Source organism: Deltaproteobacteria bacterium, from assembly GCA_020848905.1.
Lineage (GTDB): Bacteria > Myxococcota_A > Polyangia.
Window position 1 is genome coordinate 1 of the sequence record JADLHG010000051.1, and the last position, 23,608, is coordinate 23,608.

Below are 23,608 nucleotides of genomic sequence, written 5' to 3' on the forward strand. Positions count from 1 at the left end.
CAAGGCCCCCGAGCGCAGCGTCCGTAGGCAGCAGCGCCCGCCAGGGCGCTGTCGCCGGAGGTCCGCAGCCCCGCACGTCGCGCCTCTCGCAGGTCCCCCTGCCTCCTCTCCCCACGGCCTCCTCGGCACCATCCATCCCACCTCTCCACGGCGCGCGACGACTGCGGGGCGGTGCGCGAGGGGGCGCTTGCCCGTCGCGCCGCCCCCTCCATACCCCCATCTCCGAGAACTCGACCACCCTGCCTTCCCCCGCCGGGCGCTTCCCAGGGACCCGCGGGTTGCGGTATAGGGCGTGCAATTGTCCCTCAGCAGAGGAGTCCCCGTGACACGCACCGTCCTGCTCGTCGGTCTGCTGGCCGCGCTGATCCGTCCCGCCGGCGCGGAGTCGCTCGAGGGAGACCGCCTGAGCCGAACGCTCGACGTGGGCAAGCAACCCACCGTCGAGGTGCAGAGCCCCGCGGGAGAGATCCGCGCCAGCAGCGCCGAGCAGCGCCGCGTCGAGCTCAAGGTGGTCAAAGAAGGGGGGACCCCTGCCGCCCGCGCCGCGCTGAAGGTGGAGCTGACGGCCGACGCCCGGCAGGTGCGGCTCAAGGCCCAGTGCTCGGCCGAGGGGCTCTGCACCGGGGTGAAGGTGCTCGTGCAGCTCCGCGTGCCCAGCGACGCGTCGTTCTCGGCCGCCCTGCTGAACGGCCCGATCAAGGTGGCCGGCCGCCTGACGGCCGTGAGCGCGCGCACCATGAACGGGCCGATCGAGGTGCACGGGGTCGGCCGGGCGACCCTCGACCTGCAGTCCGTCAACGGCGGGGTGAGCGGCAGCGGCCTGTCGGGGCGCATCGCCGTGCGCACGGTGAACGGCGCGGTGCGGCTGCAGCTCGTCGCGCCATTGAAGGAGGCCGTGGGGGTGAGCACGGTGAACGGCAAGGTGCAGCTCTACGTGGACGGCAAGGCCTCGGCCACGGTGCAGGCGGCCACCGTCACCGGCCAGCTCCGGAGCACGCTGCCCCTGTCGCAGGCCGAGAAGTCCAGCCGGCACCTCAAGGGGCGCCTCGGCGCGGGAGGCCCCAACCTGGTCGCGCGGACCGTGAACGGGGCCATCGAGCTCCATCCGAAGTAGAGGGGCCGGTCAAATAGACGGACCGGCGACGTGGCGGCGCCGCGCCTTCGGCGGGTGGTCACCCCGCGCGCACCTCTGGCAAGCAAGCTGCACTTCTCCTGTCGGGGATCGGAAGGACCGACAGGCATGGCCAGCACAAACTCGAAGGATCTCACGGCGCATCGCCTCGGAGGTCAGCCTCTCGTGGGCAACTCCGGCGGTGGCAGGGGTCAGGGGCTCTCCGAACTTCGACGAGGGCCGTCCTCTCGACGGGCGGCCGTGGCCCTGGCCGCCCTGGCTCTCGGCGCGCTGGTCGGCCTCGCCCCCCTCCCGGGCATCGCCCCTGCCGCGCACGCGGAGGGGAAGAGGGGCCTCGTCTCGCGCGTGGTGCGGGCCCTCACCGTGCGGCCCAAGAACGTGGACGCGAGGACCGCCGCCGCGTTGATCCAGCCCGGCGACCGGGTGATCGTGCCCGTGGGCCAGGTCACGCCGCTCGCGCTCCTCTCCGCCCTGGCGGAGCGTGCGGCGACCCCGGGGAGCGGCTTCTCCGCCGAGCGCCCGGTGAAGCTCGTGTGCATGACCAACTACGCCCCGAGCGCCCTCTTCGACGCCGAAGGGCGCATCCAGCCCTACTCGCTCTTCATCGGCCCGAACAGCCGCGCCTCCCTCGCGCAGGGCCTCGGCGACTTCATCCCCGTGATGTTCAGTCGCATCCCGGGGATGATTCGCGAGGGCACGATTCCGTCCGACGTGGCCGTGCTCGAGGTCAGCCCCCCCGACCGCCTCGGCTTCGTGACGCTCGGCCCGACGGCCGGCTTCACGCAGGCCGCGCTCGAGAAGTCGCGCCTGGTCATCGCGCAGGTGAACCGCCACCTCCCCGTGACCCACGGCAAGACGCGCGTGCACGTGAGCCAGCTCGACTACCTCGTGCGGGCCGACGAGGAGATGCCCGCCCCGCACGCGGCCGAGATGACCGGCCTCGACCGGCAGATCGCCGGGCACATCTTCTCGCTCGTGCTGAGCAAGCAGCCGGCCCCGGCCAAGACCGCCCTCGGACGCCTCGTGGAGCGCGCCAAGCGCAAGCTCGGCCTCGGACCCATGCCGTCGTTCCAGTTCGGCATCGGGGCCATCCCCGACGCCGTGGCGCAGATGGCGGCCGAGGCGGCCGGGCTCGAGGCCTGCCGCATTCGTACCGAGCTCATCGGGCCGGGGACGCAGAAGCTCGTCGAGTCGGGGAAGGTGCGCGGCAAGGTGCGCTACACCTTCGGCATGGGCGACGCGGCTTTTCTGCGCTGGGTGCACCAGAACAAGAAGCTCGACGCGCGCCCGGTGGACGAGCTGAACGACCCGGCCCGCATCAGCCGCATCGACCACGTGGTGGCGATCAACAGCGCGCTGAAGGTGGACCTCCTCGGGCAGATCTCGGCGCACCGCGTGGACGGCACCTGGTACAGCGGCGTCGGCGGTCAGCTCGACTTCATGCGCGGCGCGCTACATTCGAAGGGCGGGATGGGGATCATCGCCCTGCGCTCGACGGCGATGGTGCGAGACGGCCAGGGCGGCCGGAAGCGCGAGTCCAAGATCGTCGTCAGCCTGAACGAGGGCGACGCGGTGACGAGCACGATGCACGACGTGAAGTACGTGGTGACCGAGCACGGCGTGGCCGCGCTGGACGGCAAGAGCGCGGTCGAGCGCGCCCGTGCTCTGATCGCCGTCGCGCACCCCGATTTTCGCGCCGAGCTCACCGCCTCGCTGGAGGCGCAGCTGGCCCGGAGCCGCGAGAAGGCCGCCACCCGCGCGGCGCACTGAGCCCGGCGCGGCGCACTGACCCCCGCGCTCAGCCCGACGGGATGCGCCACCTGAGCGCGAAGGCCGCCACTCCGAACGCGACCGACGCGTTGAGCGAGACCTTCCGACCGGCCATGGGGATGCACACCCGCCTCCGGCAGAACGCGAGCGCTTCGGCCGAAACGCCCGAGACCTCGTGCCCCACGACGAGCAGGAGCCGCGCGGGAAGCGCGAAGTCCTGAAGCGGCACGGCGTCGGGGGTCTGCTCGAGCGCCACGGGCTCGAACCCCTCGGCGATCCGTTGCTCGAGGAGCTCGACGATCCGCGCGTGGTAGTCCCACGGCACGTACTGCTCGGCGCCGAGCGAGACGCGCTGCACGAGGCGGTTCGTGGGCAAGGGCGAGATCCCCGTCACGTGCACGCGCGCAAAGCCCGCCCCGTCGGCGGTGCGAAAGACCGCCCCCACGTTCGCCGCGCTGCGAAGACCGTCGAGCGCCACCGTGAGCCCTTCGCACGGAGCCTCGCGCGGCTCGACGCTCTGCTCGCTCCACCCTGCTTCCGCGCGTGCGACGGCCCGCGAAAGCCGCGCCTCGGTCCGCGCGGGCCTGCCGCGCACCTCCCCGCGCACCTCCGCCTGCCGCGCTTCGAGCACCTCCCAGATCGCGCCCTCCCGCGCGGTGAGCGGCCTGCCGCAGCAGGGGCAGGTCACGCCGCGACCGAGCTGCGTCTCGTCGACGGCGAAGGACCTGCGACAGCTCGGATAGGGACAGCAGGCCTCGACCATCGCGCTAGTCCGCGCAGGGCGCCGAGCGGCCAAGCACGCTCCTCAGCGCGGCGAGCATCTGCTGCATGAGCTGCTCCTGGTAGCGGTAGGCCATCTCCTGTCCCATCGGGACGAGGATCGAGAGCGACTGTCGCCGGCACCTCGCGGCCAGGCGCTCGATCCGCTCGCCCGTCTCCGTCAGCACCGCGCACGCCTCGGGACCCGTGACCACGAGCTCGTCGGCCCGCCGCACGAATTCCTCCGGCACCGCCACCCCGGGGAAGAGCGACGCCAGCCGCTGCTCCACCTGCACCCGGCGCGCGTCGATCCGCCAGAGACGGAAGCGGTGGCCGAAACTCATCACGTTGAAGAGCACCGACAGCCCCATCACGATGTAGACCCAGTTGCTGGTGGGCATGATGTCCACGAGCCACGGAACGTACTCGTCCACCAGGTCGGGCCCGCCACCCTCGTAGTAGGCGCGCGCCGCCGCCGCCACGGGGAGACCCGCGTGCGACGGCCCTTCCTTGTTGTGGCGCACGAGGGCCGGGAAGACCTCGGAGAGGACGCGCAGCAGGCCCACGGTCTGCGACCGCGACGCGCAGCCGTTGCCGAGCACGAGCGTGTCGATGCGCAGCACGCGCTTGTCCACCTGCGGGACGAGGTGCACCGGATCGTACTGGCCGGCGCCGATGCGTCCCACGCGCGCGAACGGCAGGCGCCTCGCCACCACGTCGAGCTGCGCGAAGCTCGCCACCTGGAGCCCGCGCAAAACGAGCGCCTCCTCGACGAGCGCCGCGTCCTCGTCGATGATCATCATCGCCAGGTCGAGCGCGCCCCGCTCGACGAGCGCGAGCTGATCCGCGAGCTCGTGGTGCGAAAGCCGGGGACGCAGCCCCGAGAGCCCACGCAGCGAGAAGAGCTGCTCCGCCACGCGCGAGGTCCCGCCACCCGACGGACCGACGCCGATGCGCAGGGCCTTGAGCTGGCCAAACGAAATCAGCCGGTCCGCCTCGCGCCCGAGGAAGAAGACCGACTCCGACTTGGGCAGCACGCCCACGATCTCGAGCCCCGGGTGATCGCGCCAATCGAGGCCGTCCTGCACGAGCGCGAAGTGGGCCCGACAGGTGCGACGCTCCTCGACGAGCTGCCGCGCGTTTTCGATCGAGCCGCGCGTCGGCTGGTTGGTGAGGCGACCGCGCTTGCTCGCGGCGCGCTCGGCCACCTGCGCCACGAGGGCGTGGTAGTGCCCCCGCGGGCTCCCCGAGAGCATCGTGGCGTGAAGGTGTCTAAGGTCGGGCCGCAGATCGCGCTTCGCGACCCAGACGGCCGCGGCCCCGATCGCCGCGAAGAAGAGAGCCACCTTCAGGCCCGTGGACTCGGCGAGGAGCTGGAGCAGACCGACGCGACGTGCGCTCATCGGGGCGGAATCTACCAGGTCGAAGACGCGCGGCGCACCTCGCCGATGCCGGGGTGCGCACGACGCGTCCCGAGGCGGGGTCGAGGCCGGCCGCCGGAGCCGCCACTCGGGCGACCGGATCCTGGGGGGTTGTGGCCCCGGCCCGAGAGACGCCGCGCGCCTCAACCGGCGGAAATCGCGCCCCGCAGGCCCGCGCCGGCGTACCGGGGACGGTGGCACGAAGATCGCTAAGGCGTGGTCACGGGATGACCAGCCGCGAACGACAGCACACGCCGTTACGCCTCTACGTGGGAACGAAGAACCCCGACGACGCCGAAGCGCTCCGCTTCGGGGACTGGCTGGTGCGGCGCGAGCTCATCAGCCGGCGGGAGCTCTACCGCGCGCTTCAAGCGTCGTACTTGAGCGGGCGTCGCGTCGGCGACACGCTCGTGGAGCTCGGCGTCCTCGGGCGGGACTGCGTCGAGCAAGAGGCCCGCGCCTTCGCCGCCTTCACGGCCTTCACGATCTCGGGGTAGATCGATCGCGCGTTGGATCGACCCGCGACGCGGCCGCTATCGGGCAAAAAAACAACGGCCGCCGCGAACCCCGACGCCGCGACGGCCGTCCACCTCCTCGCCAGAGCAGCCCACTCGGCCACCCCGCGTTGATGTCTCGTCCCTTAGCGTCCCGCGTCGATCTTGCAGGGCACCGCCTTGAAGCTCAGTCCGAAGGAGAGCGCGTCCTTCACGCCGTTGCCGTCCAGGTCCACATCCGGGTTGCGCAGCGTGAGCAGCACGGCCGGACTGTTGGCGAACTCCTCGACGGTGACGCGGCCGTCCCCGTTCGGGTCGAAGGCCTTGCGAATGCCGGTCCGCACCTGCTCCTCCAGACCGCCCATGTGGTAGGTGTCGTTCACCGTCTTCGCGAGGACGGGCAGCACGCGATCCACCATCTGCTGCACGGGGATCGCACCGGTCATCCGGCCCCCCGTGAGAACCCCGGGGCCGAGGTCGGCCTCCACCGTGACCCGCTTGAGGGGCAGCAGCACCGGCGCTCCGCCGGGGACGGGGTTCAGGTGCACGAACGGCACGACCATATCGCCCGGTCCCGCGCTCAGCCGCCCGCCCTGCACTTCGAGGCGAAGGCTCGTGCGGCCGTCGATGCTCGGCAGCGGCTGAAGCGTCGAGGCACCGTCGAAGATGTGCTGCGGGCCCACCCCTTCCACCGGCCGGCCCACGTAGGTGCGAAGCTCGCCGCGGGTCCCGTCGCTGAGCCCCGGCGCCACGACCTCGTGCAGGACGAGCATGCGCCCCGCGCGGATGTCTCCGTCGAGCAGGCCCTGCACGTCGAGCTGCGGCATCACCGCCGAAAGGGCGCCCAGGATGCGGCCGAGCTGGTTGTCGGGCAGGCCGTCACCGTCCAGGTCGCGCGCGTGCTCGCTCGCGCTGCGCGGGAGCTGGACCTGGCTCACCACCGTTTGCAGCACGGCCCGGGCCGGCGCAGGACCGGTCGGCGGCTCGGTGATGGATGGCGGCGTCGTCGGTTCGGTGCAGGCGGGGTCTCCCCCGAGGCAACGCGACGTTCCGTCCGAGGTACCGCATCCCGCGCCCAGCGCGAGCAACACCATACTCAGAAGAGCTCCCCTGCACATGCGATCCTCGCTCCCGGCGATCTACGCGCCGTCAGTGCACGGGGCATGCCACGCGCCGCGTCAACGAGATCGTAAGGTTAGCGTGCAGGACGGTGGCTCCCCGAGGATCGGCGGCGGCTCTGTGGGCCGGTCTCCCGTCCCCACCCCCGACCGCGGGCCCCGGATTGGCCCGACCCATCCGGTGCCAGGTGGCACCAGCGCCAAGCCGCCCGCCCCCTCTCTCGGGGTCACGAGCTACGGCAACCGCTCGAGCGTCCCGAGGATCTTTCCCGGCAGCGCGTCGTCGCTCGGGCCGTAGTGCCGGAACGCCACGCGCCCCCCTTCGGCGATCACGAAGGTGGCCTGCAGCGCGAGCTTCGAGTCGGGGTCGGCCACGTCCCAGCGCTCGATCGTGAAGCGCCGCGGATCGCTGTAGAGCGCGAACGAGAGCCCGAGCTTCTCCTTCAGCTTCTGGCTCTCCTCGACGCGGTCGGTGCTGATCGGCACGAGCGCGACGCGCTGGCTGCGGAGCTTGGGGTAGAGGCTTTGCAGCTGCACGAGCTGCCGCTGGCAGGACTTTCAGAGGTGCCCCTTGTAGAAGACCACCACCGCGGGCCCTTTCTGCCAGGCCCGGTCGAGCTGCACCGACCCCACCCCGTCGGTCGATCGCAAGAGCCCCGTGGGGGCCTGCGTGCGAAGGCGACTGAAGCGCCCGCTCGGCAGGCGATGCCGCTCGACCTGCGCGTCGCCGCTCGCGCCGGGTTCCGTCGCCGCCGGACCCGGGCTCGAGCCTCGGCAGGCGGTCCACGCGGCCGTCGCCGCCAGCACTCCGATTAGCCATCGCGCACGCATCGAACGCATGGAGCGAGGACTAGCACGGCCCGCGCGACCCTGTCTCGCGCTTCGTGCTACTGTGCGCGCCTTCGACGAAGGAGCCGCGCGATGTCCGATCCCCACGCTCCCGGGTCCAGCGACCCGCCGGCGGTGAAACCCTACATCCCGGCCGATCAGGTGGTCCCCGAGTTCACCGCCAAGGCCATCGTGCTCGGCTCCATCTTCGGCATCATCTTCGGCGCGGCCACGGTGTACCTGGCGCTCAAGGCCGGCCTCACCGTCTCGGCGTCGATCCCCATCGCCGTCCTCTCCATCGCGGTCTTCAAGCGCCTCGGCAAGAGCACCATCCTCGAGAACAACATCGTGCAGACCATCGGCTCGGCCGGCGAATCGATCGCCGCGGGGGTGGTCTTCACGCTGCCGGCGCTGCTCTTCCTCTCGGGCGGTGAGCAGTACTTCCGCTACTTCCAGATCATGATCCTGGCCGCCGTGGGGGGCATTCTGGGCGTGCTCTTCATGGTGCCGCTCCGACGCAGCTTGATCGTCAAGGAGCACGGCAAGCTCCCTTACCCGGAAGGCACGGCCTGCGCCGAGGTGCTCATCGTCGGCGAGCGGGGCGGGAACCTCGCCAAGCGCGTCTTCGCCGGCGTCTACACCGCCATCGGCTACAAGCTCCTCATGGGGGTCTTCGGCCTCTGGAAGGAGACGCCGACCTTCCAGACCAAGCCCACCGCCGCCTATCCGAATGCCACCGTCTCGGGGGAGATCACTCCCGAGTACCTCGGCGTGGGCTACATCATCGGACCGCGCATCGCCTCCGAGATGGTGTCGGGGGGCGTGCTCTCGTGGCTCGTGCTGATCCCGCTCATCTCCCTCTTCGTCCCCGAGGCGCAGCGCCTCGCCGACCTGCACGCGCTCGGTTTCGACGACAAGTGGATCGCGAACCACGGCGTCGCCGAGCACATCTATCGGGCCTACATTCGCTACATTGGCGCGGGGGCCGTGGCCTGCGCGGGGATGATCACGCTCATCAAGACCATCCCCACCATCGTGGCCTCCTTTCGCGATTCGATCCGCGACCTCCGTGGCGGTCAGGGGGGTAGCGCCTCGCGTCTGCGCACCGAGCGCGACATGCCCATCTCGGTCGTGATCGTCGGAGCGCTCGCGCTGGTCTTGATCCTCGCGCTCCTGCCCAGCCTGCCGGGGTCCTTCCCGGGCTCGCTCCTGATGGCACTCCTGGTGGTGGTCTTCGGCTTCTTCTTCGTCACCGTCTCGAGCCGCATCGTCGGCATCATCGGGAGCTCGTCGAACCCCATCTCCGGGATGACCATTGCCACGCTGATGGGTACCTGCCTGATTTTCGTTTCGCTGAAGTGGACGAGCGACGCGCACCAATCGGTCGCGCTGATGGTCGGCGCCATCGTCTGCATCGCCGCCGCCAACGCGGGCGCGACCTCGCAGGACCTGAAGACCGGCTACCTGGTCGGGGCCACGCCGATCAAGCAGCAGATCGGTCTCGTCATCGGCGTGCTCGTCTCGGTCGCGGTGATCGGCGGCACCTTGCTGCTCCTCGATCGCTCGGTCCCCGGCGAGCTCCACGGCATCGGCTCGGCCAAGATGCCCGCGCCGCAGGGGACGCTGATGGCCACGATCATCAAGGCGCTCCTCGCGCAGAAGCTCCCCTGGGGCCCGGTCCTCGTCGGCATGTTCGCCGCGCTCATGGCGCAGCTCGCCGGCGCGCACGCGCTCTCCTGGGCCGTCGGCGCCTATTTGCCCATCTCCACCACCGCCCCCATCTGGGTCGGCGGCCTGATGAAGGCCGTGGCCGATCGTCGCCGCAAGGCCCCCGAGGAGGGCGAGGTGGGCCCGGGGATGCTCTACGCCACCGGCCTCGTCGCGGGCGGCTCTCTGGCGGGCATCGCGATCGCGCTCCTCATCGGCTTCGGGGGGAGCCTGGCCAAGTCGCTCGACCTCGGTCACCACTACTACGAGCGGCTGGGCCTCGGGGGAGACGGCATCGCCCTCGGGGCCTTCGCGCTCCTCTGCGTGCTCCTCGTGCGGCAGGCCCTCTCGCGGCAAGAAAGCTGACCTCCCCCCGGCGCGCTCGCGTGATTTCGGGGAGCGCCTCCGATTTTCCCGCGCTCCAAGGGATCTGCCGACCGACGAGAAACCCGTGTTTCTCGCCAGCTAGCGGCGCTTCCGGCCTGGCGCGACTCCTGCTCTCTTCCAGGGCGGAAACAGGAGGAGAGTTATGCGTACGGTATCTTTTGCCGCCGCGCTGGTCGTGCTTTGCGGCGGCCTGGCCCAGGCCCAGCCGCGAGCGCGCATCCTGCGCGTCATCGAACAGCACCTGACGATGGCCGAGACGCGCCTGCAGAACCCGCAGGCTCGCACTGAGGCCCGCGAGGCCCGACAGGCCTTCGCCGCGCTCCGGCGCGAGTCGCAGCGCGTGCAGGTCCGGCGCGTCCAGCAGGGAACCTTCGTGCGTCCGGGCGGCCTCGAGACCCCGGCCATCGCCATCACCGTCGAGTTCTTCGGGCGCGGCCAGTCGATGGGCTCGGCCGTGATTCAGCCGGGGCAGGGCTTCGGCGTGACCCTGCAGCCGCTCGCGACCGATGCGCACCAGAGCTTCTCGGTGAGCACGAACGGCTACAAGACGTCGGTCAGCTCGGTGGACCGCAACGCCTCGCGCTGGCTCACCACCTGGACCGAGGAAACGCGGCCGTCGCTTGCCGGGCCGACCATGACCTCCGGCCGTATGGAGCGGATGGAAGGCAACCCCGGTGGGCCCTGGGGCTACGGTGGCGGTCGCCCGCAGCCGTACCTCGTGATCGGCGGACAGGTCGTCCCGCTGCAGTAGCTCTCCGGACGGCTCTGAACGCACGGCTGCGACGCGCGTCACACCCCCAGGCCGTCACGAATGTCCGAGCACCTCTCTCGTCCGATCCATCTAGCGAGAACTACGAACGTCGGTGCGTGATCGCGCTTCCCCGTCGGGGAGATTGCCTCCTCGCGACGCGACGTCCGTGTCCTAGCCGGCCAGCTCCCGTCGGAAAGCACGCACCGTAATGTCTGCCGAATCGAGGGCGCTCTCGTGTGGCACACGCCTTGCTCGAGCTCTCGCTGGTCCGCGACGGACGAAGAATGTGAGGAGGAGCAAGATGACGTACACGCAGCACGACCACCTCAACACTCCGACGGAGCCTCGGACGCGCAGCGGTGCAGGGCTGCTGCGTCGCTGCACCACCGGCGGTCTCGCGCTCGTGGCGGCCGCCCTCCTCGGGCTCACGAGCCTAGGTGGCTGTGACGACAAAGGGACGACGAAGAGCGACACGGGCGTGGTCACCGACACTGGCGTGGCCGCTGACACGGGCGCGACCGGCGACAAGGGCGCCGGAGCCGACGGCACGGTGAAGACCGATGGCGCCGCGAAGGCTGACGGCGCCGCGAAGGCCGACGGCGCCGCGAAGGCCGACGGCGCGGCCGCGAAGGACGGCGCGGCCAAAGACGCGACGAAGAGCGACACCAAGTAGGTCACGCCTCGGTGTATAGTCGGTCCAGCCCCCTCGGCGAGCACCTACGCCGGCCGAGGCTTCTCGGGAGATCGACCGATGATTCGCGAGCTCTACCTTTCTCGCCAAGGACTCGTGCGCTGTCCGGAGTGCCAGGAGCACGTGCGCCTCGAGGAGACGATCGACACCGCGCGCTGCAATCGCTGCGGCGCGGTCCTGCTCGGTGACGGGGCGAGCGACGGAAGCGGCCTGCTCGTGGCGGCGCGCCGGTTCGCACGGAGCCGCAGCGGTCTGCTCGCCGCGTCGCTGCTCGGCCTGGCGACTCTCGGCGGTTGCGATGAACGCAAGGTCGGCGCGAGCGACCAGGGCGTCAGCGTGACCGATGGCGCCTCGGCGACGGATGGCGCAAGCACCGATGGTCAGGGAGGCGACGCGGCTCGCTCCGACGGCGCGAGCACCAAAGACGGCGCGAGCACCAAAGACGGCGCGAGCACCAAGGACGCTGCGAGCGCCAAAGACGCTGCGAGCGCCAAAGACGCTGCCACGGTCAAGGATGCCGGGATACGCGACAGCCGCGTCTCCGACGGCGCCAAGGCGGACGTCCGCCCCGCCCGCGAGGGAGGGATCGCGCCGCTTTACGGCATCCCCCCTTCACCCCGGTAAACATGGGCACCTTGGCCACGATGCATCCCGTCAGGCGTCGTCGCGCCTGCGCTCCGGTGCTCACAGCGCCACAAGTTCCTGCCCCTGCGCTCAGCCCTCAGGGCTGACCCTTCCCGCCGGCGAACTATCGCTTGCACTCGCAGCCCGTCCCGTTCCAGTCACCGTCGCAGTTCGCCTGGCCCGGGGTCGTGCACACGCAGCGGTTCTGGTTGCAGTTCGCGTGCGCGCCACAGTACCCGGTCGAGCACGCGTTGCAGTTCGTCGGTGAGCAGGCGGGCGAGTTCTCTTCGCAGCCGTTCCCCCAATCGCCGTCGCTATTGAGCCACTGCCCCACGCACCGGCACTTCTGGTTGTCTCTGCACACCGCGTTCGCGCCGCAATACCCCGCGGGGCACCCTCCGCAGCTCATGGGATCGCAGGGAGCCTGCGCGGCCTCGCAGCCGTTGTCCCAGCTCCCATCGGCGTTCTTGAAGCCCGCCTCGCAGACGCATCCCGTCGCCGCGCACGAGGCGTGCGCTCCGCACGAGGTCCCGCTGCAGGGCGGCCCCGCCTCGGCCCCCGGGCCCGCGCCGTCTCCCGCGAGCGGCCCGTCCGGAAACAGACTCCCCCCGTCCCGCGGACCCGCCAGGCAGGTGGGCTTCGGCAACTGCCAGGAATACTGCCCGCTCGTATTTCGCGTGCAGTACCACACGACGTTCTCGCAGGACTGCGCCATGCAATAGCGCTGCGCGTCGCAGCAGGCCGAGTTGCAGGTCGGGATCTTCGGGCAGGTCGTAGGGTTCGCGCCCGGCGCACGCCCCCCCGGACATCCGGCGAGGAGCAGCGCCCCGAAGGTCAACGCTCTCAGGCGGGGGCTCGGAAACCGCCCCTGTGCCGTTTCTGGGGGAAAGCAGCCAGCCTGCATGCTCTCCGATTACCTTCCCACAAACCCACCCGAGCGTCCAGGAAAGGGCCCGACGCGGCTCGCCCACGGCGAGGAGTTGTCCTATGGTGCGCGCATGCGCCGCCCCGAGCCCTACGCCGACAAGCTCGCCCGGCTGGCGCCGCGCACGCTCCTCTCGACGCTGCCGCCCGAGACCCGCGCCTTCGTGGAGCGCCTGGCCCTGCGCTACCGCTTCACCTTTCAAGAGCTCCGCGAGGTGGCCCAGGCCGCGCGCGACCTCGAGATGTGGCGCGAGGCCTCGCTGCCGGCCTGGTGGGCGCAACAGCTCGACCCCGCGCCCTCCAGCGACGATCTCCGTCGAGAAAAGCAATCGCTGCTGTCGCGGCTCGCCGCGCACCTGGCCCAGCTCGCCGCGGCGCCGAACGTCTATCCGCCCACGCCGCTCGCGGGGCCCACGCTGTCTCCCCTGCGCATCGTCGAAGACACGCGCCCCGGCGTGCCCGCCGGCCGCTGCCCGACCCACGCCACGCACACCCTCTGCTGCGGCTTGCACACCATCGACGCCGTGGCCGGCTGCTCGATGGGCTGCAGCTACTGCGCGGTGCAGACCTTCGGTGACGGCACTGTCGCGGTGGAACGCGACCTCGCCGCCAAGCTCGCCGCCTTGCCCCTCGACCCGCAGCGCTTCTATCACCTGGGCACGGGCCAGGCCTCGGACGCGCTGGCCTGGGGAAATCGCGGCCACATCCTGGACGCGCTCTGCGCCTTCGCCACCACGCACCCGAACGTGCTCCTCGAGCTGAAGACCAAGTCAGACAACGTTCGCTACTTCCTGGAGCACGCGGCGCCGCCCAACGTCGTGCCGAGCTGGTCGCTCTCGACGGAGGCGCTCGCGGCTCACGAAGAGCACCGCACGGCCTCCGTCGCGCGCCGGCTGGACGCGGCCCGCTCCCTCTGCGACCGCGGTCGCCGGGTCGGCTTCCACTTCCACCCCATGCTGGAGCACGAAGGCTGGGTCGCGGGGTATCGCGCCGTGGCCCAGGAACTCGTCACGCGCTTCCATCCCGACGAGGTGCTCTTCGTCTCGATGGGCAGCCTCACCATGACGCGCAGCGTAGTGCAGCAGATCCGCCGCCGGGGAGGAGAGAGCAAGATCCTCGAGCAGCCGCTGGTCCCCGACGCCCTCGGAAAATGGACCTACCCCGAGGACCTCAAGGCGGCCCTCTTCGGCACGCTCCACGACGCCCTGTCCGCGTGGCACGGGCAGGTGCCCTTCTACCTGTGCATGGAAGAGGCTCCCGTCTGGACCCGCGTCTTCGGCGATTCGCCGCCCTCGGCCGAGGCGTTCTTCTCCGACATGTACGCGAGCATTCAACGAAAGCTTGGATTGCCCGCACTCCCGCCGGGTAGCTTCACCGCGGCCATCGCGCCGGGCGCTAGCGCGACGCGTCGGAATCCGCCGCCCTCCGAAGTTGGCAGCTCCCCTGGCTCCACCCTCCTAAAATAGCCGGCGCGGCGTCGGGCGCGATCCGTCCAACGACGCAAGAGCAGACCGAAGCCGTCCCCGGCACGCGCTGGTGCAAACCTTGCTGCTCCCCGCCCCGCGGCCGCCACGGCCCGGAGGTCGTCTCGATGCAGCAAGCGGAACCCAGAATTCTCGTGATCGGTTGCGGCGGCATCGGGGGCGTCGTGGCCGCCCACCTGGCCGAGCTGGGGCTGCCGGTGGCCGCGGTGTCGCGCAATCGCGAGGTGGTCGAGGCGGTCCGGTCCCAGGGCTTCCGCCTCGTGGGGGAAGGAGGGCGCCGCAACGTGCCCGGGCAGGTCCACGCCACGGTGCCCGCCGAGGCCGGCCCCTTCGACTGGGTGCTGCTGGCCACGCAGCCAACCGACGTGGAAAGCGCGGCGCGCCAGGCCGCACCCTACCTGAGCCCGCGCGCACGCGTGGTCTGCTTTCAGAACGGCCTGTGCGAGGAGCGCGTGGCCCAGATCCTCGGACCCGAGGTGCCCGTGATCGGCGGCATCGTGGCCTGGGGAGCGACGATGGTGGAGCCAGGCGTTTTCGACCGGACCTCCTCGGGGGGCTTCTCCATCGGGCGCCTCGACGGAGAGGCCGACCCGGCGCTGGCGCAGCTCGCCACCTGGCTCGAAGCCATCGGTCCCGTGCAGCAGACGGGCAACCTCACGGGCGCGCGCTGGAGCAAGCTAGCCCTGAACTGCACTACCTCGGCGCTGAGCACGCTGAGCGGCGAGCGGCTCGGCACGCTGGTCCGCGAACGCTACATCCGGCGCCTGGCGCTCGAGGTGATGAGCGAGGTGGTGGAGGTCGCGCGCCGCGCCCGCGTCCGCCTCGAGAAGGTGGCCGGCACGCTCGACCTGGAGTGGATCGCTCTTTCCGAGGAGGAGCGCCGGCAGCGCGGCTCGCTGGCCCTCGCGAGCAAGCACGCCATGCTGCTGGCCGTGGGGATGCGCTACCGGCGGCTGCGCTCGTCCATGCTGCGCGCCATCGAACGCGGCAGCGCACCCCCGATCGATTTTCTGAACGGCGAGATCGTGGCGCGCGCGAAGCGGCTCGAGGTCCCCGTGCCGCTCAACGCGGCCATCTGCGACGCGGTCTGGCGCATCTCCCGGCGCGAGCTGGTCCCCGGTCGTGCGGTGCTGGCCGAGCTCTTCGCGCAATCCCGAGGCGCCGGCTCGAGCCCCGCTCTCTGAGTCGGGGCCCGGCTCAGGGCCAGGGGCGACCTTTCTCGCAGCGGCAACCTCCTCCTCCGCCAAACCTTAGGCCTCCTACATTCCAGCCGTTTCGCTCGCGGCGCGCGTCCGGTTCGTCGTGTCGGCGGTTCGCCTACATCGACAGCCCTTCGGGCGCGTGGAATACAATCGCGCCCAACGAGGGGGACAGACGCAGTAGGAGGCACGATGCAGCGACGGCTTCCCTGGTTCCTGGTGTCGATGAGCGTGGCCCTTCCAGCAGGGGCGCGGACCTTGACCGACGTGAGCTTCCCCGTCGGCGAGGCGCGGCAAGGAGCGCTCGCCTTCGCCCGCGCGCAACGCGCCGCCTTCGGTGCGACCGACGCCGAGCTCTCCCTGGATCGCGTGCTGCCCCTCCGGGGCGGCGCCGTCGTGCGACTGGTCCAGACCCATCGCGGCCTGCCCGTCCTCGGGGCGGGCGTCGCGGTGACGATCCACGACCAGCGCGTCGTCGCGGCCTCCGGGACGCTCGCGCCCATCGCGCTCCCCGACGTCACGCCGCGCATCAGCGCCGACCGAGCGGCTGCGACCGTGCTGCGCGCCAACTCCACCGCCGTCGTGCGGGGACGCACGCTCGCCGTCTGGGCCGCTCGAGGCGTCTCGCGCCTCGTCTGGGCGCTCGACGTCCGCACGACCGAACCGTTCGGCCTCTTTCGCGCGCTGGTCGACGCGCAGGAGGGAACCTTCCTCCTGGCCGAATCGCGGCTGCGCGAGGCCAAGGGCTGGGTCTACGCCACGAGCCCGAGCCAGGGAAACCCCGTCGAGCGCGCCCTCGGCGGCCTCCTCTCGACCACCCAGCTCACCGGAGAATTCGTCGAGACGCGCCGCTGCCTCCACGAGGGGAACGATCTCAAGTGCGACCGCAAGGCGCTCGCCGACGCCGACGGGAACTATCCCTACCAGCCGGAGGCGGGGGTCGAGGACCCGTTCGCCGAGGTGCAGGCCTACTACCACGTGGACACCTTCCACCGCTGGCTCAAGGAAACCTTTGGGTTCGCACGAAGTCGGCAAAATCAGAAAATCATGGTGTCCGTGAACTACCACTACGTGCCGACCGCGGGGGGGCAGGCGCGCGCCGTCGGCAACGCCTTCTTCGGTGACCTGGACGGCGACGGCGTGGGCGACCTGACCTTCGGCCAGGTGCAGGGGCGCGACTTCGCGTACGACGCGGACGTCGTCTACCACGAGTTCACGCACTCCGTGGTGGACGAGACCTCGGACCTCTCGGCGACGGTGGACAGCCTGGGCTTCAATCTGATGCCCGGCGCGCTGAACGAGGCCTTCGCCGACCTGATGTCCGCGATGTACACGGGAGACGGCGTGGTGGGCGAGTACGCCGGAGGCGGCAGCGGAGGCATCCGCGACCTCTCGGGGACCGCCACCTGCGACGAGCTGACCGGCGAGACGCACCAGGACGGCCTGATCTGGGGGCGCGCGCACTGGGCCCTCTTTCAGCAGACCGAGCAGAAGCACGCCGTGCTGGACCTCGTCTATCGCACGATGGTGGGTCTCGGCCGCCACGCCACGTTCGAGGAGGCCTCGGCGCTCCTGCTCAAGCTGGCCCGCGAGCTTTACCCCGCGCTCGTGCCGAGCATCGAGACGATCCACCGCGAGCGCGGCCTGCTCTCGTGCTCCCGCATCCTGGAGCTACGCCCGGGGTCGCCCCGGCGCGGCTACGTGCTCGGCACCAGCGTGATCGTCGGCGGGCAGGGCGTGGTCCCCGCGGGGCTGCAGTACCGCATCGACGTGCCAGCGAACGCGCACGAGCTTCAGATCGACGTGGTTCGTCCCCACGGTCCGCTCGGCAAGAGCCCGATCGGCGCGTACATCCGCAAGGGCTCTCCCGTCAGCTACACCGGGTTGAAGGCCGACTACGACCTCATCAAGGCCAACGACGTCACCTCCATCACGGTCAGGCGCTCCGACGAGACAGCACCCCTCCAGCCGGGAGCCGTCTACTACGTTCTGCCACTCAACGTGGGTAGTCGCGACTCGACCTACGAGGTGCGCGCCAGCTTCACGCTCGAGGAGGGACCTGTCGGCTCCGTGGCACGGGTGGCCCAAGCGCCCGCGGTCGCGGGCCAGCCGGTATCGCCGTCGGCCGGCTCATCGTCGGACGAGGCCCAGGCTCCGGCCTCCGGCTGTGCGGTGGCTCCCCGCACGTCGTCGGCGCTCGAGACCGGGATGCTCCTCGCGCTCTTCGCGTCGCTCGCCTTCGCTGTGACGTTCGCGCCGCGTCGCCGCCGCGCCTCTCGCCGTCGCTAGGGCACGATCGCGCTGCGTCGCGCCTTTCCCTCGAGCGCGCGCCGGACCCTCAGTTGCCGAAGTTCTGCGTCCAGAAGTGCTTGTAGGGAGACGCGGGCGCCGCGATGTAGCCCACCCCCGTCACGCGGAAGGCCGGGTGCATGATGTTCTGGCAATGCCCCGGGCTCCCCATCCAGGCCGTCACCACCTCCTCGGGGGTCCGCTGCCCGGCGGCGATGTTCTCGCCGAAGGCCGTGCCGTTGTAGCCGGCGTCGAGCATGCGCTGCATCGGCGTCGACCCGTCGAGCCCTTCGTGGGCGAAGTAGCCCTTCTCGGCCATGTCGGACGAGTGGCCGCGCGCCGCGGTGCGGATCGACTCGTTGAAGCCGAGCGGCCCGACGGGCCCGTACCACGTCCCTCCGCAGCTCGCGCCCGCCGCGCGCCGCTGGTTGATGAGCACGATCGTCAGATCTTCGAACTCGGCCCAGCCGGGCGAAGAGGCCACGTCGAGGGGGATCACCGACGGCACGCCGGTACCGCTATCGGGAGTGCCGCTTCCGCCGGAAGTCCCCGCGGGACCCGTCAACCCCGTCGCCGGCACCGGGCTGCTGGGCGTCGTCCCCTTGCAGCCCAGGTTCCCGAGCACCGCCCCGAAGTCCCGATGGTCGACCTTCCCGTCGGGAACCACGTCCAGCCGGGAATCCCAGTTGGAGGCCCCCTCGGTGCGGCCCCACGCACCGGCCACCGCCATCGCGTCGCCGAAGGTGACCTTTCCGTCGCTGTTCACGTCGCCCTGGCAGGCTCCCCCGTCGGCCTTCAGGTCTCCTCGACCAGTGGAGCAGATCTGCAGCGGCCCCGCCGAGGCCTGACAGCGACCGCAGCCGTCCGCCGAGAGCTCCGCCGGGCAGTGCAGCGCCCCGGGGCTCCCCGCGCCGGGGACGGGCGTCGGGTTCTCCGAGCACGCCGAGCCAAGCACCAGCAGGAGCCCCCCCAGCCAGGGGGCGCCCCCTCCCAGAATTCGCCTCGCGCGCAAACCGACCCTTCGCATCATCGTTCCCTCGACCGGGTAAATGGCTCTCCGAGAACCAAGCAAGGGGGAGGCCACAGGCGCCACTCCTCGCCTCTCTTGTGAGACCCGGTGGTTGCGCTGGCCGTACCACGCGCTCCGGCCTCGGCCGGTCATTGAGATCCGATGTGCCTGTCTCATTTCCGGCGGGTGCAAGCGACGAACGGTTCAACGCGGAGGCGGCGCCTCGGGGTTTGCTCCTCGGGAGCGTGGCTGCGAATTCAAGGCGACGGGATCACGCTGGAAAGGAGGGGCCGCCTTGACCCGCGCGCGCCGCAGGGTTAACTTTTGGCGTTTTTTGCGGAATTTTGTCCGCGCCCAGCGCGGTACTCTAGGCGCCACTCTCGTCAACGTGTGGCGGCCGGCGCACGGTTGAGGTCGCGAGCTTGGGCAAACCCACCATACTGCTCGTCGACGGGGACGCGCGCAACCGCCGCGTGCTCGAGGTCAGTCTGCGCAAAGCCGGCTTCCTCGTCACCTCGGCGGGAAGCGGCCCGGAAGCGCTCGAGACGCTCGAGCTCGCGGAGCCCGACCTCATCATCTCGGATACCGACCTGCCCGGGCTGGACGGCTTCGGCCTCTGCGAGCGGCTCAAGCAGGATAAGCGCTGGGCACACATCCCGCTCTTCATCCTGACCAACCGTCGTTCGGTAGAGGACAAGATCCGCGGGCTCGAGCTGGGCGTCGAGGAGTACCTCTTCAAGCCGATCTTCATCAAAGAGATCGTCATCCGCATCAAGATGCTCCTGCAGCGCCGCCAACGAGAGACCATCTCGGCGCGCGACGGACGCACGACCTTCAGCGGCGACCTCTCGGACATGGCGGTCGTGGACCTCATCCAGACGCTCGAGCTCGGGCGCAAGTCCGGAATCATCCACTTCCGCAACGAAGCCGGTCGCCGCGGCGCGATCTACTTCCGCGGCGGCAAGGTGATCGACGCCGAGCTCGGACTCCTTCAGGGAGAGGCCGCGGTCTACCGCCTGCTCATCTGGAACGACGGCCAGTTCCAGGTGGAGTTCAAGACCATCCGCCGCAAGGAGGCCATCCAGCAGTCGAACCAGGTGCTGCTGATGGAAGGGATGCGGCGCGTGGACGAGTGGGGACGCCTGCTCGAGCAGCTACCGCGCCTGGAGTCGGTCTTCGAGGTCGATTTCGTGCAGCTCGCCGACCGACTGGGAGAGATCCCCGACGAGGTGAACGCCGTGATCCGGCTCTTCGACGGGCGCCGGAGCCTGCTCCAGGTGGTCGACGACAGTCCCTTCGGTGACCTCGAGGCGCTCGGCATCGTGAGCAAGCTCTACTTCGAAGGGCTGATCTACGACGTGGCGGGGGCCCCCACGCGCCCCGACGTGGCGATGGCCGAGCCCTGGTACCGCGTCGCCACGCCGGCCGCGGGAGACGGAGACGACGAGGACGACGAGGGCTTTCCCCCGGAGGAGGGGAGCGCCGATGCCTTCGCGCGCGCGCTGCAGCGCGAGGCCGCCCGCCCCTCGTCTCCCGACGGGACCGACCTGGCCACGACGCTGCCCGGGTTCGAGCCGGCCGGCCCCCCGGGCCCGCGAGAGGAGACGAACGGCGGGTCGGGCCTGCAGGCCAGCGTGAACGGTCGCGCGGTGGTCGGCAAGGTCCCCGTCGTGAGCGTCGCGATGGGCGCGGCCTCGCGGCGGCCCACGCAGAGGATGCACTCGCAGGTCTCGCCACTTCCCACGAGCGACGATGCGCCCCGGGCCTCGTTGGCTTCCCCGTTCCCGGGGGACGACGACCGTTCCTCCGTGAGCGGCGAGACCGGAAGCCTCTCCACGACGGTGGTGCGTGGCGGCGCAGCCTCCCGTTTCGTCGACGAGGACCTCGGAACGTCGCGCTCGTCTCTCTCCGTGGCGAGCACCGCGGCCCTCGAGAACGCCGCGCGGCCCGACGAGAATGAGCAGGGCCCGCCGCGGCCGAGCGCGGCCGTCGACGAGCCCGAACCCCCGGAGGCCGAACTCGAGTTCGTCCCGGCCGCCGCGTCCGGCGAAGCCGCGCCCGAGGAGGCCAAGACTCAAGCCCAGCCGAGCCGGGCCGAGGCCGAGCTGGACGCGTGGCTCGCCGAGCCCCCGAAGGCCAAGGGACAGGAGCCGGCGGCGGACGCTTCGACGGGCACGGAACGGGAGTGGACCGGGGGGCACGTCATCCCCTTCCCCGCTCCGCAGGCAGCCTCGGCAGCCAGTAGCCCGCCACCGCGCGAGGTGCCCGCTCCCGCGGCCGTTCCTCCCGCGCCCCCTACCCCTCCCGAGGTCCCTGCCCGCCCGGTCGAGGCCACGCACGCGGCCGTGGAACGCGCCGCCGCCGAGTCCTCTCGTCGCGCCGGAAAAGGAAGCAGCAGCGAAGCGTCCATCGACGTGCGAGACGAGGAGTTCTTCGCCTCGGAGTACCAGGTCGACGGGCTCACCGAGGACCACGACCACGTCGGGCCTCACCGGCCTGGCCACGCCCGCCGCTGGGTGGCCGTGGGGGCCGTGCTCGTGGCCGGCTTCGCGGGGCTCGTCTATTACGTCAACAGCCGCACGCCCGCACCCCCTCCGGGTCCGGCGCGCGCATTTCTCATCGCGCGCGACGCCGCACCGCGAACCTCCTCCCCGAAGCTCGCCTCCGCCTCCGCGCGGAGCGACCGCGGCCTCTCGCCAGCCGGTGGCGACGCCCGCTCCCTGGCCGTCGCGCCCGCGAGCGACGCGCGCCCTGCCGAAGCTCCGACCTCGGCCCCCACCGCTGCGCCCTCCTCGCAGGCCGTGGCTGCCGCCCCCGCGACGCGCGACGCGGCCGTCCCGAACCCCGGGAAGGCCGGGCCCGCCCCGGTGGAGGGCAGCAGCGACGGAGCCTCGACCTACGACGCGCTCCTCGCGCAGGCCCAGGCCGCCCTGAAGAAGCGCCGGTTGACCCAGGCGCAGAAGCTCCTCTCCCAGGCCGTCGCCGAAAACGCACGCGGCTGGGAAGCGCTGCAGGAACTCGCGCTGCTCGCGCTCGACCGTGGGCAGCTCAAGGCCGCACTCGAGCTGGCCCGACGGACCGAGGCTGTCCGGCCAGAGGCCCCCTACGCCCAGCTCGTGATCGGCTCGGTCCTGCAGGAGCAGGGCAAGCCCGCCGAGGCCCGCACGGCCTACGAACGCTTCCTCTCCCTCTGCCCGGATTGCCGACACGCGGGCGAGATTCGGGCTTTCCTCAAGGGGCGCTAGATTCTAGATGTATCGTTCTAGTATATGTCGACGCACCGCGCCGTGAGAATTCTCGGCCTCGAGTCCTCCTGCGACGAGACCGCGGCGGCGGTGGTGGAGAACACCTGGACCATCCGGTCGAACGTGGTGGCCTCCCAGATCGCCGTGCACCGCCCCTTCGGCGGGGTGGTCCCCGAGCTGGCCGCGCGGCAGCATCTGCGGGCCATTGTCCCCGTCATAGAACAGGCGCTCGCCAACGCCGGGACGACCCTCCGCGAGCTGGATGGTCTCGCCGTCACGTACGGTCCGGGCCTGGTCGGGGCCCTGCTCGTGGGCGTCCAGGCCGCCAAGGGCCTCGCCTACGCCACGGGACTGCCGCTCGTCGGCGTGAACCACCTCGAGGGGCACCTCTGCTCGGCGCGCCTGCTGGCGAGCTCTCCGGACCCGCAGCGCTCCGAGACGCCCCTTCCGGAGCGGCACGTGGCGCTGCTGGTCTCGGGCGGCCACACCGCCCTCATCCTGGTCGAGGGCTTCGGCCGCTATCGACTGCTCGGAGCGTCGCGCGACGACGCCGCCGGCGAAGCCTTCGACAAGGTGGCCAAGCTGCTCGGGCTCGGCTACCCCGGAGGCCCGGTGGTCGAGCGCACGGGCGCCACGGGAGACCCGGAGGCCGTCGCCTTTCCGCGCGCGCTCCCGGGCCGCGAAGAGCTCGACTTCTCGTTCAGTGGGCTCAAGACCTCCGTGGCCAATCACCTGCGGCGGACCGGGCCGCCCGAGGGTCCGGCGCTCGCCGACCTCTGCGCCAGCTTTCAGCGCGCGGTGAGCGACGTGCTGGTCCGCAAGGCCCGACGCGCGGTAGCCCGCACGCAGTCCACCGCCCTCGTCGCCGCGGGGGGCGTGCTGGCCAACCAGGCCGTGCGCGCCGCGCTCTCTCAGGCCGCGGCCGAGGATGGCTTCCAGCTCCATGTCCCTGCCATCGCGCTCTGCACCGACAACGCCGCGATGATCGCCGCGGCGGGCTCGCTCCGCCTCGCGGCCGGCGAGCGGGCCGGCCTGGAACTCAACGCGGTGGCGCGCCTCCCCCTGTGACAGAGGTTGCCGTGCCGGGCGAGCGCCCCGCCGGGGCTTACCCCTCGAGCACGGCCGTGCGATAGCGCGCCAGGAGCCGCGGCGTGCCATCCTCGAGCGCGTATTGGACGCTGCACTCTAATACTGCTCCGGCGGGCAGCTCGGCCGCGCCGGGCAGGGCTTCGGCTCGGGCGACGAACACCAGCACCGCGCCCCCCGCCCGCACGAGCGCGCCTCCTCTCCGCAACCACTCCGCCGGGGCGAAGGTGGCCCGCGACCAGACCACCTCCTGCAGCGGCAGGGAGAGCTCCTCCAAGCGTCGCCCTTCGAGTCGGACCGCGCGTCCGGTGGCCTGCATCGCCGCGCGCAGGAAGCTGCACCGCTTCTGATTCGGCTCGACGAGCGTCACCTCGAGCTGCGGGCGGAGCAGCGCCGCGAGAAAACCGGGGAGGCCCGCCCCCGCGCCGATGTCGGCCACCGCGCCTCGCTCCGGCAGCAGGGCCGCGAGCTGCAGGGCGTCCGGCAGGTGCCGCGCGATCACCGCGCCGGCGTCCTCCCTTCCGGTCAGCCGGATGCGCGCCCCCCAGCGCTCGAGGAGACCGAGGTATTGGAGCAGTTGTTCTACTTGCTGCGGCGCCAGCTCGGCCTGGGCCCGGGCAGCCTCTCGTGCGATGCGCTCTCTCGGCTCGGACATGCTCTCCTTATAGTCCTGTTTCACGTGAAACAAAT

The 23,608-nt window shown here is 71.2% G+C and carries 20 protein-coding genes; 12 read left to right on the forward strand and 8 right to left on the reverse strand.

Annotated features, from left to right (window positions below):
• Positions 1-322 precede the first annotated feature (322 nt).
• Both IT371_22635 and IT371_22640 read left to right on the forward strand, forming a co-directional pair.
• Positions 323-1,114 (forward strand): DUF4097 family beta strand repeat protein, encoded by a 792-nt coding sequence (locus IT371_22635; GenBank protein MCC6750479.1) that lies wholly within the window; start codon positions 323-325, stop codon positions 1,112-1,114.
• Positions 1,115-1,240: 126 nt separating this feature from the next.
• Positions 1,241-2,902 (forward strand): acetyl-CoA hydrolase/transferase family protein, encoded by a 1,662-nt coding sequence (locus IT371_22640; protein MCC6750480.1) that lies wholly within the window; start codon positions 1,241-1,243, stop codon positions 2,900-2,902.
• Between the two features lie 28 nt (positions 2,903-2,930).
• Here IT371_22640 and IT371_22645 read toward each other — a convergent pair whose 3' ends face one another.
• Together IT371_22645 and IT371_22650 are read right to left on the reverse strand one after the other, a co-directional pair.
• Positions 2,931-3,665, reverse strand: a complete 735-nt coding sequence (locus tag IT371_22645) for a hypothetical protein (GenBank protein ID MCC6750481.1) — start codon at positions 3,663-3,665, stop codon at positions 2,931-2,933.
• A gap of 4 nt (positions 3,666-3,669) precedes the next feature.
• A complete protein-coding gene (locus IT371_22650) occupies positions 3,670-5,064 on the reverse strand; it encodes a hypothetical protein (protein ID MCC6750482.1) in 1,395 nt (464 codons plus the stop codon).
• 245 nt (positions 5,065-5,309) lie between these two features.
• On the opposite strand from IT371_22650, the gene IT371_22655 reads away from it, so the two are divergent.
• The gene (locus IT371_22655) at positions 5,310-5,579 is read left to right on the forward strand and encodes a hypothetical protein (protein ID MCC6750483.1); all 270 of its coding nucleotides are present in this window, start codon (positions 5,310-5,312) and stop codon (positions 5,577-5,579) included.
• Between the two features lie 143 nt (positions 5,580-5,722).
• Here the strand turns inward: IT371_22655 and IT371_22660 are convergent, their stop codons facing one another.
• The 3 genes from IT371_22660 to IT371_22670 all read right to left on the reverse strand — a co-directional run bounded on the left by IT371_22660 (position 5,723) and on the right by IT371_22670 (position 7,501).
• On the reverse strand, positions 5,723-6,694 hold the full coding sequence (locus IT371_22660) for a hypothetical protein (protein ID MCC6750484.1): 972 nt from the start codon (positions 6,692-6,694) through the stop codon (positions 5,723-5,725).
• 234 nt (positions 6,695-6,928) lie between these two features.
• Positions 6,929-7,231, reverse strand: coding sequence for a redoxin domain-containing protein (locus IT371_22665; protein MCC6750485.1), 303 nt, complete (start codon positions 7,229-7,231; stop codon positions 6,929-6,931).
• A 21-nt stretch (positions 7,232-7,252) separates the two neighbouring features.
• Entirely contained in the window at positions 7,253-7,501 is a 249-nt protein-coding gene (locus tag IT371_22670) for a hypothetical protein (protein ID MCC6750486.1), read from the reverse strand.
• A 114-nt stretch (positions 7,502-7,615) separates the two neighbouring features.
• Between IT371_22670 and IT371_22675 the strand changes: the two genes are divergently transcribed.
• From IT371_22675 to IT371_22690, 4 genes are all read left to right on the forward strand, one after another.
• Positions 7,616-9,595, forward strand: a complete 1,980-nt coding sequence (locus IT371_22675; protein MCC6750487.1) for an oligopeptide transporter, OPT family — start codon at positions 7,616-7,618, stop codon at positions 9,593-9,595.
• Positions 9,596-9,758: 163 nt separating this feature from the next.
• Positions 9,759-10,367: a hypothetical protein gene (locus tag IT371_22680; GenBank protein ID MCC6750488.1), complete on the forward strand. Its 609-nt coding sequence runs from the start codon at positions 9,759-9,761 to the stop codon at positions 10,365-10,367.
• Positions 10,368-10,668: 301 nt separating this feature from the next.
• Positions 10,669-11,040 carry a hypothetical protein gene (locus IT371_22685; protein ID MCC6750489.1) on the forward strand — a complete coding sequence of 124 codons (372 nt, stop codon included), beginning with the start codon at positions 10,669-10,671 and terminating at the stop codon, positions 11,038-11,040.
• A 78-nt stretch (positions 11,041-11,118) separates the two neighbouring features.
• On the forward strand, positions 11,119-11,682 hold the full coding sequence (locus IT371_22690; GenBank protein MCC6750490.1) for a hypothetical protein: 564 nt from the start codon (positions 11,119-11,121) through the stop codon (positions 11,680-11,682).
• Between the two features lie 124 nt (positions 11,683-11,806).
• On the opposite strand, the gene IT371_22695 is transcribed toward IT371_22690, so the two are convergent.
• Positions 11,807-12,586 (reverse strand): hypothetical protein, encoded by a 780-nt coding sequence (locus IT371_22695; protein MCC6750491.1) that lies wholly within the window; start codon positions 12,584-12,586, stop codon positions 11,807-11,809.
• Between the two features lie 94 nt (positions 12,587-12,680).
• Here IT371_22695 and IT371_22700 point away from each other — a divergent pair, with 94 nt between their 5' ends.
• The 3 genes from IT371_22700 to IT371_22710 all read left to right on the forward strand — a co-directional run bounded on the left by IT371_22700 (position 12,681) and on the right by IT371_22710 (position 17,578).
• Positions 12,681-14,072, forward strand: a complete 1,392-nt coding sequence (locus IT371_22700; protein ID MCC6750492.1) for a DNA photolyase — start codon at positions 12,681-12,683, stop codon at positions 14,070-14,072.
• Between the two features lie 155 nt (positions 14,073-14,227).
• Positions 14,228-15,274: a ketopantoate reductase family protein gene (locus IT371_22705; GenBank protein MCC6750493.1), complete on the forward strand. Its 1,047-nt coding sequence runs from the start codon at positions 14,228-14,230 to the stop codon at positions 15,272-15,274.
• A gap of 207 nt (positions 15,275-15,481) precedes the next feature.
• Positions 15,482-17,578, forward strand: a complete 2,097-nt coding sequence (locus IT371_22710) for a hypothetical protein (protein MCC6750494.1) — start codon at positions 15,482-15,484, stop codon at positions 17,576-17,578.
• A gap of 49 nt (positions 17,579-17,627) precedes the next feature.
• On the opposite strand, the gene IT371_22715 is transcribed toward IT371_22710, so the two are convergent.
• Positions 17,628-18,308 carry a CAP domain-containing protein gene (locus IT371_22715; protein ID MCC6750495.1) on the reverse strand — a complete coding sequence of 227 codons (681 nt, stop codon included), beginning with the start codon at positions 18,306-18,308 and terminating at the stop codon, positions 17,628-17,630.
• Between the two features lie 701 nt (positions 18,309-19,009).
• On the opposite strand from IT371_22715, the gene IT371_22720 reads away from it, so the two are divergent.
• The gene (locus tag IT371_22720) at positions 19,010-21,832 is read left to right on the forward strand and encodes a DUF4388 domain-containing protein (protein MCC6750496.1); all 2,823 of its coding nucleotides are present in this window, start codon (positions 19,010-19,012) and stop codon (positions 21,830-21,832) included.
• 24 nt (positions 21,833-21,856) lie between these two features.
• Positions 21,857-22,900, forward strand: coding sequence for a tRNA (adenosine(37)-N6)-threonylcarbamoyltransferase complex transferase subunit TsaD (gene tsaD, locus IT371_22725; protein ID MCC6750497.1), 1,044 nt, complete (start codon positions 21,857-21,859; stop codon positions 22,898-22,900).
• A 37-nt stretch (positions 22,901-22,937) separates the two neighbouring features.
• Here tsaD and IT371_22730 read toward each other — a convergent pair whose 3' ends face one another.
• Positions 22,938-23,573, reverse strand: coding sequence for a class I SAM-dependent methyltransferase (locus tag IT371_22730; protein MCC6750498.1), 636 nt, complete (start codon positions 23,571-23,573; stop codon positions 22,938-22,940).
• Positions 23,574-23,608 lie beyond the last annotated feature (35 nt).